Genomic DNA, 13,613 nt, shown 5'->3' on the forward strand with positions numbered 1-13,613 from the left:
GGGTCTCTTTCGTCCGAGCTGTCGATGCCAATCTTTTCAATGGCGGTCAAGCCTCGGTCGGTGCTGCATCTGGGGCAGCCGGTAGGTGGCCTCAGAATAACTATGCAAGCTCTTGTCATCGCGCGAGAAAAACTTGCAGATTGGGATGGGCGGCGTCCGCGTCCAATGCCACTCCGTGGCCTTCGGCTCTGCTGGAGGCCACGGGATAAAGCCCAGTTCTGCTTTTGCGGGTCATACCCTTTGTATGCACGGTAAAGCCCAGGTCATCGATCATGCCGGTGCTGCAGACACATGCGTCGGGCGTGTTCCATGTGTCCTGGACGGTCAGGTCGGTTGAGACGCACACGGGCTCATCAATTCCAAGCAATGGAATGGGCTTAGCCATCTGATCGGCGCTATTTATCTGCGCAATGCCGGTCAACGACGGGGTCTGGACTCCTGAGGCCCGTCGCACAGCACCAATTGTGGATGGCGTGCTGCAAGCGGATGTGGTGACGAAGTCGCCCTCGACTGCCGGTTGGGTTGTGCTTGGCTGCTCGAACAACGGCTGGAATGTCTGGAAGGACGAGAGCGGCAAGACACTCGACGAGCGCAGGAAGATATAGGCGCTCCTCGATGTCTGCTGACTCTTTAGTAAAGGTTAATCCCAGTAGCTGGATAGGCCGGGAATGGGGACGTGCTTGATTGACTCGATTCCCTTCTTTCTGGTCTTGTCAGCCTCCAGCTCTAATGAGATGACCGTGGCAACCAGGTCGAACTTAGAAAGCGCCCAACCGTTATCCGATTTGCGGCAGCTGCTAGCGTTCTTTCCAGCGAGTTTGTCCAAGAGCTCTGGAAGAGTGCCTAATTGCGCTGACTGAGTCGTAATAACAACGACTTCATTGCCATCCGCCAGCGAACCGTTCCAAATCACAGGATGAGGATAGCCGAACGCTTCAGGCGTTTGGGTGCAAGGCTGGTTCTTGGGCCGATTGATTGCTTTGAGCCACTTTTCGTAGAGTGCTTTCGATACAAGGGGGGACCGTTGATAATAAGGTCCAAGGGTGTGGTCAACGGCATCGGCTAGTTCTTGAAAATATAGCTGTCGCTTTTTGTTAGCGGCCATCGGGTTATGTCCGTCTTTCCCGCTTGCGGTATCTGCTTTGCGTCTTAAATTAACGGCAGTTGCATGGGGCAGTTTTTTACCAAGCTTGTTATTTGTGTTGCGCGCGGGATTGCAATATAGGCCCGTTTCATTGTCGTAACCAGAACAATACTTGCTATTGTTGCCAGTTGGAAAAAAAGGCTTGTTGCATGTGCTGCATTTTGCTGGAAGCGCCCCGGATCGGAGGGCTTCGCATAGTAATTGTGCATAGAAAGCAGGAAATGATTTTGGAAGAAAAGAATGAATCAATGAGTGGGAGCGGTCTATCAAATGCTGAAAATGGAGGGCTTTCTGCATCTCCCTGCTGTCGTTGATATCGACAACAAGGTCTTTTCCGTCATTTACGATATACCGCATAAGGCCGACTGTGCTTTCGGAGTTCCTCGATAACTCAACCTTGTTGTAAAGCCCGCTATTTATTAGATTGAGCGCCAGAGCGTTGAGGCTCTTAAGGTTCTGGACTATCGGGCCGGCGATTGCATGTTTCGTACATTTTGAGGACGTTATCTCCCCAAAGCGGCGAATTTGGTTTGCGCCATCCAGAATCGATTCCCCGCTGGAAAGCAGCTTCACGAATAATGAGACGTGACGGCTTAGGTCATCCTGATAAGAGGCTTCGTTGATCTTCTTGGATAAACTAAGACACTCAATGATGATGTTGCCGAGTACGGCTATTGCCAACTCATGGATATCGATGGCTAGCTGAGGCTCAGTTAATTGACCGAGGAAGTGCGCCTCATAAAACTCCCTTTTTGTTTGTGGCGCCTTAAGCGCCATCGGGTGATTGACAATCGAGTGTTCACTTCCGCGGGCGAGCAAAGGCCCACTATTTAGGCCAAAGACCATTTCAATGTAATTGGCTAGGTCTGACGCAGTGGAATCAGTGGTGCTACAGCTGCTCAGCAGCTCAAGCGCCGGCATAGTAACTTTCGCGATGTTCCCGCACTCTAGTGCCCAAAGAGAAAAAACCCTTGAAGGCAAATAGGCATCGGGTATTTCATCAAGATAAGCCGAATCGATGCACAAGGAACAAATGTTAAAAAAGAGCCGGTAGATACTGTCCGAGTAACCGCCGCTTGTTGCGGAATCAAGCGATTGTTTGACTGCCTTTCCGAGCTCACGGGTTATATTTGCCTTTTCGGCATGCCATTTGTCGAGGTTTTCGCCTGCGTCAATAATTCCCGAACATAGCGGAGGAAAACACGTGGCCGCTGTTTTAGAGTCTGAGGCTTTGAGGTATTGAGCTTCTTGAAGGTGTGCTTTTCGCTGGAGCGATAAAAAGATACGGTGTGGAACAGGCACTGCATGGGTGTCGCGATACTCGGTATACCAAGAGGACAGCTCGTTATAGAACTTTTCCAGATCAATTCTTAGCAACGCGTTTAACAGTTCTTTAACTGTCCAATGCTGCTCGAATTCCACCTCTTCAAATTCTTGATCCTTATTGGGGTTTAAAAGTGATGGTTGTTTACAACGGAGATATAAAGAGCTGTCTCTACCGAATCGAATGAAGCTAGCTCTAACGCGCCAGTTCAGAGTAATTAAATTGGCACCCTGCATATTTTTTAAACCTGCACAACTTTCAAAATCGAATAAACCTTGTGCTATTGTGCCACTTTGTCGTGTTCAATGGGTGTCGAGCAAAAAAGAAGTCCAAAGGAGGACGGAAAATGTTTGACGATACCCTGTTTGAACTGGTGAATTCCGCCAGGCGCGATGAACTCGAAGATCTCGTTTGCGAAGTTATGACCATCTGTGATGAGCTGAAGGCTTGCCTTTCCGATGCACGTGGGCTTGGCTATATTGAGGCCTGCGCTCGTCAAAGCGCTTGTGAGCTTATGCTCGACAACTGCCGTGAGGAGCTTGCCCGCTTGGGCTTTGAGCTTGAGTGGGGTGCTGAGGACTATCCGGTAGTCTCGCTGGTTCACCAGTTTGAATTTACGTGCATCCCATCGCGTGGTGTCGCTAGCGCCGAGTTCTCGAGCCGCGACGATCTTGATATCGCCTGCTAGCCCAATTTCTTCACGAACGGTCAAATTGACCTGCTGTTTTGCTGGGGCAATTAGATAACCCCTGTATTTGCATCAATCACCCCAAAACCCAATCGCCAGCCAATCAGGCCTCTCTGAAAGGAAGATCATGAACACTTCTATCCTAATTTCGTCCAGCGCCGTTGAGGCTGCACCCCGCACCGCCAAAGGCGAGGTCGTCAAGCTCGTGCAGGGCGCGCTGCTTGCTGCCGTTGCCGCGATTGCCATTGTCGGCATCGCCTCTGTCGCCGCCCCGCATTGCGTCTGGAAGGGCGAGGTCACGCTGTTCCTGAATGAGTCGTTCCACACCGCCTATCCCGTTCCTGCGATTGCGGAGTATGCGTCGGCGGCGCCCGGGTCCGATTGGGCGTCGCTGCTCGTGGCCGTGCTCATTGCGGCGTACCCTGCCTACCATGCCGTCTGGCGTGTCCGCGAGGGCTTTGGGCTCAGCTGCGAGGCACCGGTGTTCAGCAAGCGTGTGTCGCGCCTTCTCGCTGCGGTAAGCGCTTGTTTGCTGCTGGCTATGCTGTTCATGGGCTATGGAACGAGTTGGCTCATCAACGGCAGCGCGATGGGTGACCAGAGCCTTGTTGAGTCGGGGCACAATGTATGGACTGTTTCCATCATGATCATGCTGGGCTGCGCCCTGATGTGCCTGTTCAAGTGGTTTCTCGCCAAGGCCCCCGGACGCAATTTTGGCAGCGGCTTCGCTGTCGAGCTGGTTCGCCTTGCCAACGTCCTGCTGAAGCGTGCGAGCTCGAACCTGGTGTTGTGCTATGTGGCCGAGCTGCTTGCCTGCCTGCTGGCGCTGGCCTTCATTGCCGTGGCCTATATCGTCGTGAGCGTGGCCATCGCGCTTGCCCTCGCAGCCGTGGCCTTGGTGGTGTGCCTTGCTGGGATTCCCGTTATCCTTGTTGCCTCGTGGCGCAGGTAGCGGGGCGATCATGCGAGTTCTTGTCACCGCGTGAGAAAAACTTGCAAGAAGCGCAAGTTCTTTTCACGCGATGAGAAAAACTTGCAGATTGGCGTGAGGACGACGGCCCTCCGCGTGAGCGCGGTTTCGATATTGCTTGTTAATGTGTCCGAACGATTGATTGGAGACAAAATGTATCCGGGCTATGAGTGCAACAACTATCCCATAAGCATTACGGATGAGGATGGTCCGTTCCTTATCATGGAGGCGGAGCTGTCTGGTGACGTCGAGCTCAATGATGAGTTTAAGAAAGACGCCAGCTATAGATATTCGTGTGCGACTGTTTCTGCGGCGATTAATCTTTGCAGGTCGATGACGGACGGCGATGCCGATCCCTGGTATGAAAGCTGGGAGAAGGCAGCTGAGCGTTGTCCGCTCGAGAAATGCGAGGAAGCGACAACGCTGTATTGGATTGAGCCGACCGATCCGCACAAGGCGCTGTGCGCCTTCCATCCCCATCCCGATCTTGAGCAGTATGTGGCTGAGACAATTGAGGCTGTTGACACCTATCTGTTGGAGTGCGAGTACTGTCCCTTTACGGTCAGCCACTTAGATCTAAAGGACGTTGACATCCTGCTCAGCGCTGCTTGGGGATTGGCTCGAGTTCTCAAAGATATTTGGGGAACTTGCGACCCTGATGTTATGGAAAAGATTGAAGATGCTACGTACAGTGCGCATATAACGGTTAGGGACCTGATCGCGGGCGAAGAGGCGGCCAAAGCCAGTTCGAAGTCTGTTGAGGATCTCTAGCTGCTGCGCTGAACGGCGTGCCTGATCGGCAGACTGTCGGCAAAAGTCCGGACAGTCTGCCGGCCTCGGTCGCTACATCGTTCCCTTGCTCGCAGCGTAATGTTCCGCCTGCTTAAGGGCGTCCTCGTAGGCGCACTGCTTTGCTTCGTACTCTAGCGCGTAGCGCTCCTGCTCCGCTCGCCCGGGAACAGGCACGGTCATGCTTCGCAGGTCCTTGGGAGATAGCTGTGCAAGCGAGTCTCCGTGCGAGGAGGCCAAGAGCTTCTGCTGTCCTTCATCGGATGACAGGTAGGCTAAGAAGAACCGTGCTAGTAGTTCATCTTTAAAGGATGCGCAGAAGACGACATCGCAAGGGACAATGAGCTTAGGGCATAACTGGGGTTTCTGGGGTGCCGGCTCGCGCTTCATGCTTCCCGGCACTACGAGGGCCAGCTTAAATGGCGGTCCGAAGCGTGAGATCATTATGCAGGTTTCATACTCGCCCAGCGGTTTGAGACGATAGAAATAACCTGGATCCGTATCGCCCATATCGTAAATATCCGTATCGGATACGCGCTCGGGTAGATCTTCGAAACCGATGGTCGTTCCATCGACTAAGTGTTTAAGCGATAAGTAGTAGCAGTCGATTCGTCGGTCCGTTCTGCCAAGACCCATCTGTGGCACCTTTAAAAGGGTGCTACGCGGAATGCCGCGGCGTATGTCCGCTACGGTGCCAAAGCGAACGAAGGACTCCTCTGCAAAAGAGGTGCTTTTAGCTTTCGGAAGTAAAGGCCAGATTTTTTCAGCACCCCGATCGCCGAGATGCCAATGCGTTGCATCGGTTGTTTCGGCATAAGCATGGCTAATCGAGTCTTGGATCTGATGCATGAGCTCACTTGTCATGGGCTTGTCATCAAATGACCGCCCATCAAAGAGGAAATATGGCTCGTTGGGTTTGCGGTCGCCTAGAAATAGTAGGGCATAGCCATCGCTATTGGCTGCGATCGTATTGGGAAGCAACACTATCGCTGTCAATAGTCCAAGCTGGCAGAGCAGACGGCGCCCGTCTGCGGCGCGTGCCAGGTTGAGCAGTCGGTTGGAGACTTGTACGACCGCAATGGAATTCGGACGTTCACATGCAAGGGAAGCTGCGAGAAAAACGTAATACCATTCGCTGACCGAAAGCGGGCTTGGTACATCGACAAGTGTTTGCAGTTGATGGGCCCTCGACGTAAGGAAATCCTGAACATGCTCATTTGCAATTTCGAGCGAGGGCTCAAATTGAGTGAGGGGGATTTGCTCGGGGGGTCTGCAGTAGATGAGCACGGACTCATCGGTACGGGGCATGGCGCCCGATTCTGGCGTTGAGGCAAAGACATCGGCTTTGGTAAACGAAAAAGACGGGTCAGCGGATGTGTCGCGAGTTCCAAATTCGATGTTTTCGGGGTCCTTAAGGTCGATGCCCCAAATAGACCATGCGGATCCATCTGCATAGTCCTGGGCAAACTCAAAATCTCGGCAGCACAACTCGATAAGCGTATGAACTCTTAGCGTTGGCTGGAGTTTTGAGACCATAAAGGAAACCAGGTTTGCAAGAAATGCGCTGCTATGAGGCTCTGGCTCCTGATTGTAGGCATGGTAAAGGCCTAGCTTGGCTTGTTCTGCGCGAGACAGAAGCACGATTGCCTCCTCGGACATACGTTGTGCGATATGGAGTGCGCCGTTGTTGGCAATGGCACGATGCGGTCAATTCATATTATCAGCCTAATTCCGATTAATTTGAAATTGAGTGTTTATAGCTTAATCCGCGAGGGTATCAACTGCGATAAGTTTTTAGAAATAAAATTCTAAAAATGGTCTGGCCTTCGGACCAATATTGCGACAGCAACGAAAGGACAGCTAATGAACGGATACGACATGTACAGGATCGAGCCAGACATCCCCAAGAAGCCAACTGTGATGAATATTGTCGGCATGATTCTGCAAACCCTATTTGCGGTTGTGCTGTACGTTGTCGCCGTCGACATGATGTGCTTGCTGACGACGTGGCTCGGCGGCTTTATGTTCGAGATCGGCGAGGGCAACACGGTGATTCCGCTCCACTCATGGCGTCTGGTGACGTTTAGGGTGTACTGGGTTGTACTGGGCGTGGGCGTCGTTGCAGCGCTTGCCCGCAAATGGATCGTGCTGTTAACGGGAGAGCGTGAATCCGACATGTGCGAGCTGCTCGGTGCAATTGAGGGTGCGGGCGCATTCGCATCCGTCGTCTGCGCGATCGTCTGTTTGCTGGGCTATGCCGCCGCATTTGATTGGTGGGCCGGCGTTACCGGAAAGATGGCTTCGGATTCCCGCGCCAATGATTACCTGCTTTGGGCTGTTGTCTTAACCATTGGAACGATTGTTGAGTGGCGAATTATCGAAGGAGTCTTCAAGGCTTCATTCCCTCATGAGTGCCTGTTTCACGGGCTTCGCTTTGCGTCCGCCTGCGTGGTTACTCCTCTGCTTGCGCTTGTGCCCACCGCACTGACCATCGTCGTGTGCGCGGTGGTGGTAGGCCTATTTGCCGGGATTCTGTTTGCATCGCTTGCGATCCCCGTAGTTTTCGCGTTCCTCGCCATCGCCATTGCAGCCAGCCATTAATGAATCACGCGCGCCGAGGCTCGCATAAAGAAAGGAACGGCCATGTCGCTAATCTCTAGCGCTCAAAAGGTTCTGTTGCTCGCCGTACTTACCGCTCTTGTGGCTGGTGCCCTGATGTACGAAGTCCTGCATCCCACCCTGTTCCCGCTGCTCAAGCAGGGTATTTTGCAGCTGCTCTACCACATTCCGGTCTTTACGCAGCCGGGCAACGTGATCTATTTGGAGTCGGTGACCTCGCTGGCGCTGTAGGAGTTTAAGGGCTTGGGCCCACGTCATAGGTAAGAAAGCAAGTTTTGAAAGGAAAACACCCATGACTCAGAAGCAGTATCGAAGCGTCGATCGCTACCAGGACCTGCTCAATCGAATTGCGCCTACGCGCCTGGTGGAGCAGACGCGCCAGAGCGTTATTGGCCACGAGGGAAGCTTGGAGGCCTTTGTGACGGCGCTGAGCTTTGAGGTCAACCGCTGCGTGATGTTGGCACGCGGCGCCGATCCGCGCGAAGTCCTTTCGCCCGCTGCCATTTTGGTGATGGGTTCTACCGGTACGGGAAAGACCCACACCATCAAAGCCGTGGCGGATGCCGCGGGGCTCAAGCTGTTCGTGTTCGATGTCTCCACCATGACGGGAGAGGGCTGGCGCGGTGCTAGCATGAGCAACTGCCTGTCGCAGGTCGCGGACTATCAGGCTGCCAATCCCGGCGATATCTGCCTGGTGCTCTTTGACGAGTTTGACAAGGCGGTTCGTGCCGAGCCCGATGGGAGCGACGTTGCGTCCAGCTTTAGTCCGTCACAGTCGTTCCTTAAGCTCTTGGAAGGCGGGGAGATGCCGTTTGAATGCGAGAGCCAGAAGGGCACGGCGATGAAATCGCTCAACCTCGATCAGGTTGTCTGCATTTTGGGCGGCGCCTTTATGGGCTTGGACGCTCTGGTGCGCAAGCGCCTGGGTGACAAGTCTGGCACCACGGTCGGCTTCGGATCCTCGTATGCCGCCGTGCGCACCGCCGCAAAATCGGCAAACGAGCTGCGAGACAGTGCGACCATCGAGGATGTTGAGACCTGGGGCATTATGTCCGAGCTGTGCGGGCGCATTGGCTCGGTGATTAACTTTAACGCCCTGAGCGTGGACGATCTGGTCCAGATTGCGTATGAGCAGTACCTGCCCAAGTACAACAACATGATGGGAAATGGCGCCAAGATGGAACTGACGGCAGATGCTGCTCGCCTTGCGGCGAAGCGCGCGGTTAAGGAAGGTGCCGGCGCGCGCGGCATGCTCCGTCAGCTGCGTCCCCTTATGATGTACGCTTGGAGGGACATGCGGGAAGATACCTATATTTCCCGTGCGACCTTGGTCGTGAGCGACGGGGAGCTTGCGGTTGCGTACGAGCACTCTCATGAGCCGCGGGGATTTTTGCGGGAAGAGATGGGGAAGAATTCGCCCTTTCTGAACGGGAGAGAGATTGAAGCCCTTGCGCTGGTGAGCAACTGGATGGAGCATGAGGACGAGGACGAGTATAAGCCGTATCAGCCTGAGTTTGCTTGGCTGGCGGATTTGGTGGACGGCTCGGCGCTCGACAAGATCGTGCAGGGCGGCAAGGCATTCGATCTTGCTGGGGTGTTGTTGCGCGGCGTTCCGTTTGATGGGCCGGAGCGCATTGCCGCCCACGAGCTGCTTAAGGCGTGCGCCTGCTACAACGACGTGCTCTATGCCGACAAGGAACAGTATCGCAACCTTGCCCAGGTGCTTACGCTCACCAAATTGGTGTACAAAAAAACGCCCGATTGCTTGCTGAGCCCGCTCGATGTGGTTATGAACGGCACGACTACGGGCAACGGTTTTCAGGGTCTTGGCGAGTGGGTCGATGCCATGAGCAGGTCCGAAAAGCCTTCGTTGGAAAAGTGGCAGTACCTGGCGGCCGGGGAGGCCCTGCGGATTTACGACCACTTTAGCAAACGCCCCGACCAGGTTAAGGAGCTTGCCGCCGAGGTGTCCCTGATGCGTGTCGCCCTTGCAGTGATGGACGTTGAGGAGCGTGAGGCATTGGAGTGCGATCTTGAGAAGCTGCTCGCTTCGTGCGAGTAATCGCCGACTGCTTCTCTTTCCTTTCTTCTATTTTCTCTGGTGGCATGGACGCCACTGTCTTAACCGCCCTGCGTGAGATTTTGTCCGTACGGGATGGTATTCAACACATGTAACAAAACAAGTGAGGGAGCGGCGGGGGAGAGCGAGGCGGTTTACAGAAATGAACATCCGTTATATGCGTTAGAAAAATAAAATTGTTCTTGCAACATACAAGCGGAGCGCATATACTGCAGTCATAGCGTATGAGATGGGGTCTCTAAAAGAGGCCAAGCACAGCAATTTGAGTTTATGTAGACGGGACTTGAGCATGAGCACCAGCAGTTTCTCCTTTAACAACGATAATAGTAGTTACATTAATCTCGAGACTATCCTTGGTTGCACTGTCGGTTCTCGCGCAGAGAACGGGCTTGTATTTCTAGATGAAGAGAAGCCATGCAGCGAAGAACTCGAGTATTTAGATGAGATTGAGCGCGAGCGGAACTATGAGTTTGGCTTTTGCGGAGATCAGTTTCATCACGATTCAATTCGCTCAATTTAATTACCCCGTTATCACCTCTTTTTAATGGGGCAAGTTGGATCGACTATCTGTGGCAAACAACGGCTCACCGTGGGAAGGAATCGGCAATGAGCAAGAACATGAATAAGGACATGAACGGCAAGGCTTTGGGTAAGGCCAAGGCGGCTGGACGCGTGGCGACAGTTGCTGCGGCGACGATTGCCATGACGGGCGGCTCGCTGCTGTCGCCCCTGGCCGCGGCGGCGCAGGGTGCGGATGGCATTGGCGCTGCGGGCGCAACGGCTGCGGTGATGTCGCCGCTGACGAGCGCTGCGGCCGCCGGTGCTGGCGCGGGTGCTGTGTCTGCGGCGCAAAAGGTCGCCGACCTGCAGGCTGCAGTTGATGCGGCGCGTGCCAAAGCTGCTGCTGCCAAGGCCGATCTGGAAGCGGCTGCTGCTCCCTACGATGCCGCTGCCGCCAACCAGCAGCGGGCGCAGGGCGCCTATGACGCGGCCCGCGGTGCAAGCGATAGCGCGGCCTCTGCTGCCTCGGCCGAGCTGGAAAAGCAGCTGGGCGCTGCGCAAGACAAGGCCGATTTGGATGTCAAGACGCTTGAGGACGCTCAGGCTGCGCTCGATGCCGCCAAGAAGAACCTGACGGACAAGGACGAAGCCCTGACTGCCGCCCGGAAGGCGGCAAGCGATGCCCAGTCTGCGCTCGAGGCCGCACAGGCCGCTGCATCCGATGCCACGCCCGAGGCCGTAGCCGCCGCCCAGGCTGCCGCAGAGCAGGCGGCGATCGATTTGGAGCAGGCAAAGCAACAGGCCGAAGATGCGCAGACCAGGCTCTCGGATGCTCAGGCTGCCGCCGATGACGCCGCTGCCAAGCAGCAGGATACGCAGGTCAAGCTTTCGGCAGCTCAGCAGGCAAAGACCGCGGCAGATGCGGACGTGGACGCCGCACAGGCGAGCTATGACGCGGCCAAGGCCGATCTGGATCGAGCCGAGCAGGGCGCTGCGGGCCCGGAGTACGAGGACGCTAAGGCAAAGGTAAACGCTGCGTCCGAGGCGCTGGCGGCCGCCAAAGCCACGCAGTCGCAGCGCGAGGATGAGCTTGCTGCTGCCGAGCAAGAGGTGAGTGCCGCCGAGGGCGAGGTGCAGACTGCACAGCAGGCAGTTGCCGATCAGCAACAGGTCGCTGCCGAAGCCCAGTCCAAGCTGGGTGCCGCTGTTGCCGCCAAGACAGCAGCCGACGCCGCCCTCGACCAGGCCAAGACCGATCATGCCTCCGCGCTCACGGAGCTGGCCGATGCCCAGGCCAAGCTTTCGGCAGCAAAGGACGAGAAAGACGCTGCCGACAAGGCGCTCGATCAGGCGACGGCTCAAAAGCAGCAGGCCGACCAGGCTGTGGCTCAGGCCCAGGCCAAGCTCGATGCCGCTCAGGCAACGGCGAATGCATCGGCGGAGAACTACCGCCAGGGTGCTATCGCGTTCTTTAAGGGCGTGGGCGCCAACGACGCGGCAGATATCATCCTCAACTGCAAACTCGCTAGCTACAACAAGGTGGGCGAGGAGGCCGATGCGACGAGCCTGGCCAACATGAAGCAGGCGGTCGTGTGGCTCAAGGCGTGCAACGAGTATCGCGCGAGCGTTGGCCTGGGTGAGCTCAAGGTGACGTATGCCATGATGGCGACCGCCATTGCCGATGCGAACTTCTCCGATACGAAGGTCGCGCACGCTCAGCAGTTTAACGTGGGCGAGAATGTGGCGTGGAACTACGGAAGCAATCCGTTTAAGCAGTGGGTCGATCAGGAGAAGGCCGTCTTTGACGCTGCTGCCGCCTCGCTGGGCGCGACGGGCCTTACGGGAAAGGCCGCTTACGATTTTTATACGGCGCATAGTTCCGAGATTGATACCTACGCCGCGAAGCATGGTGATTCGGTCGGCCATTACATCAACGTAATCGATCCCAGCTACACCGTGACGGGCATGGGCGTTTGCACGCGTGGGACGCTGTACGGTCGGAGCACGCAGGCGCAGACATTCGTATATTCTGGTCGATGGTACGAGCCGTACAACGTCAATCCGATGACGGTTGCTGAGTATGAGGTTGCGTTGAACGCGTGGTGCGACTCTTTGGCAAATCCCGAGCAAGGCGTGGATGCGGCGCGCAAGGAGCTTACTGCGGCGCAGGGCGTTGCCAACGATGCCGGCAACAAGGTGGACGCAGCATCGCAAACCGCTGCGGCAAAGCAAGCCCAGGTTGAGCGCGCTGCCGCCAACATCGATGCCGCGGCCACCAAGGTCTCGGAAGCCCAGGCCGCCGTGGCGCAAAAGCAGGCTGCAGCTGACGCCGCCGCGCGTGCCGTCAGCGATGCTCGCGCCGATTTGAGCGCTGCCAACGACGCTGTTGCGGCAGCGCAGGACGCCGTGGCCGCCAAGTCTGGCGAGCTCGACATTGCCAAGGGCAAGGTGGCTGCTGCCAAGCGCGCGCTGGACGCCGCTCGTGCCGGCGTTGGCGACAAGCAGGATGCACTTGCCGCGGCTCAGGATGAGCTGGCGGCGTACTCAGCCGATATCGTCACTGCTCAGCGTGCGTTTGATGCGGCATCGTCTGTGCTCGAAGACGCCCGTGCCAATCAGCGCGAAGCGGAGGCTGAGCTCGCTGTTGCCCAAGGCGATGCCAATCAGGCAGATTTCGATGCTGCTGACGCTCAGGCGGAGCTCGATATGGCGCAGCGGGCTGTAAGCGATGCCGATGCCGTCGTGGCAACGGCTCAGGCAAAATCTGATGCAGCTGCCGCCCGCGCCTCTCAGCTTAAGAATGCCGCCACAGCACTTGCCAAGGCCACTGGGGACAAAGCGATTGCCGATGCCGCGCTCGATGCAGCGGCGATGGCCGTGAGCGATGCCGAGTATGACGTGGTGGAGGCTGACGATGCCGTGGCGGATGCGACTGCCGCCCGCGACGCCTCTGCCGCCGCGGTTGACCGCCCGCGCAGAATCAATCTTGCCGAAGCCATTGTCAACGGCAGCACTGACGATGCGGACGAGGCGCTCAACGCCAAGATCGCTGCGGCCCACGATGTCGCCGAGCGTGCCGCGACCGCCAAGGCCGAGCTCGATGCCGCCGTGGCTGCGACGGATGCCGTGGCGCCGGCATACTTGGAGGCGCTCGCCAACTACACCGCCGCCAAGGTCGAGCTCGACCAGGCTATTGCCGAGCTTAACGCCGAGATCGCTCGCCAAGAGGCCGCCGACCGCGGAAACGGCGAGCAGACCCAGCCCGTCACGCAAGTGACGTACCAGGCCAAGCATGCGGAGGCAAAGACCGAGGCCACGACTTGGCAGACGGCGATGCCCGCCACGGGCGATGCGTCCGAGCTGCTGGGTGAGACCTTCGTGATCGGCGGCACGGTCCTGGTGGCCGCCGGCGTATTCCTGTCCGATAAGCGCCGCCAGCTGATCCGTTAGGGACAGGGAAGCGCGCTGTTTTTGGCGCGCACCGCAGGGGCATGGGCT

At 56.5% G+C, this 13,613-nt stretch carries 10 protein-coding genes; 8 read left to right on the forward strand and 2 right to left on the reverse strand.

All coding sequences use genetic code 11. The features are described 5' to 3' along the window. Positions 1-410 precede the first annotated feature (410 nt). A complete protein-coding gene (locus tag DW003_RS10100; RefSeq protein WP_118388284.1) occupies positions 411-605 on the forward strand; it encodes a DUF4357 domain-containing protein in 195 nt (64 codons plus the stop codon). A 35-nt stretch (positions 606-640) separates the two neighbouring features. Here the strand turns inward: DW003_RS10100 and DW003_RS07155 are convergent, their stop codons facing one another. Continuing rightward, entirely contained in the window at positions 641-2,566 is a 1,926-nt protein-coding gene (locus tag DW003_RS07155) for a hypothetical protein (protein ID WP_117766982.1), read from the reverse strand. Positions 2,567-2,814: 248 nt separating this feature from the next. On the opposite strand from DW003_RS07155, the gene DW003_RS07160 reads away from it, so the two are divergent. From DW003_RS07160 to DW003_RS07170, 3 genes are all read left to right on the forward strand, one after another. Beyond that, a complete protein-coding gene (locus DW003_RS07160; RefSeq protein ID WP_118388286.1) occupies positions 2,815-3,156 on the forward strand; it encodes a hypothetical protein in 342 nt (113 codons plus the stop codon). Positions 3,157-3,283: 127 nt separating this feature from the next. Beyond that, complete coding sequence (locus DW003_RS07165; protein WP_118388288.1) at positions 3,284-4,108, forward strand: hypothetical protein; 825 nt, start codon at positions 3,284-3,286, stop codon at positions 4,106-4,108. Positions 4,109-4,222: 114 nt separating this feature from the next. Then, positions 4,223-4,897, forward strand: coding sequence for a hypothetical protein (locus DW003_RS07170; protein WP_147352190.1), 675 nt, complete (start codon positions 4,223-4,225; stop codon positions 4,895-4,897). A gap of 72 nt (positions 4,898-4,969) precedes the next feature. Here DW003_RS07170 and DW003_RS07175 read toward each other — a convergent pair whose 3' ends face one another. Then, complete coding sequence (locus tag DW003_RS07175; RefSeq protein WP_118388292.1) at positions 4,970-6,556, reverse strand: hypothetical protein; 1,587 nt, start codon at positions 6,554-6,556, stop codon at positions 4,970-4,972. Positions 6,557-6,778: 222 nt separating this feature from the next. On the opposite strand from DW003_RS07175, the gene DW003_RS07180 reads away from it, so the two are divergent. The 4 genes from DW003_RS07180 (at position 6,779) to DW003_RS07195 (ending at position 13,565) form a co-directional block, all read left to right on the forward strand. Beyond that, positions 6,779-7,516, forward strand: a complete 738-nt coding sequence (locus DW003_RS07180) for a hypothetical protein (RefSeq protein WP_118388294.1) — start codon at positions 6,779-6,781, stop codon at positions 7,514-7,516. Between the two features lie 42 nt (positions 7,517-7,558). Next, a complete protein-coding gene (locus DW003_RS07185; protein ID WP_118259925.1) occupies positions 7,559-7,765 on the forward strand; it encodes a hypothetical protein in 207 nt (68 codons plus the stop codon). Positions 7,766-7,826: 61 nt separating this feature from the next. Further along, positions 7,827-9,596, forward strand: a complete 1,770-nt coding sequence (locus tag DW003_RS07190; protein ID WP_118388296.1) for an AAA family ATPase — start codon at positions 7,827-7,829, stop codon at positions 9,594-9,596. Positions 9,597-10,220: 624 nt separating this feature from the next. Continuing rightward, on the forward strand, positions 10,221-13,565 hold the full coding sequence (locus tag DW003_RS07195; protein WP_118388298.1) for a CAP domain-containing protein: 3,345 nt from the start codon (positions 10,221-10,223) through the stop codon (positions 13,563-13,565). The last annotated feature ends 48 nt before the right edge of the window (positions 13,566-13,613 follow it).

The sequence above is a fragment of the Collinsella sp. AF36-3AT genome, from assembly GCF_003475205.1.
Taxonomy (GTDB): domain Bacteria; phylum Actinomycetota; class Coriobacteriia; order Coriobacteriales; family Coriobacteriaceae; genus Collinsella; species Collinsella aerofaciens_AF.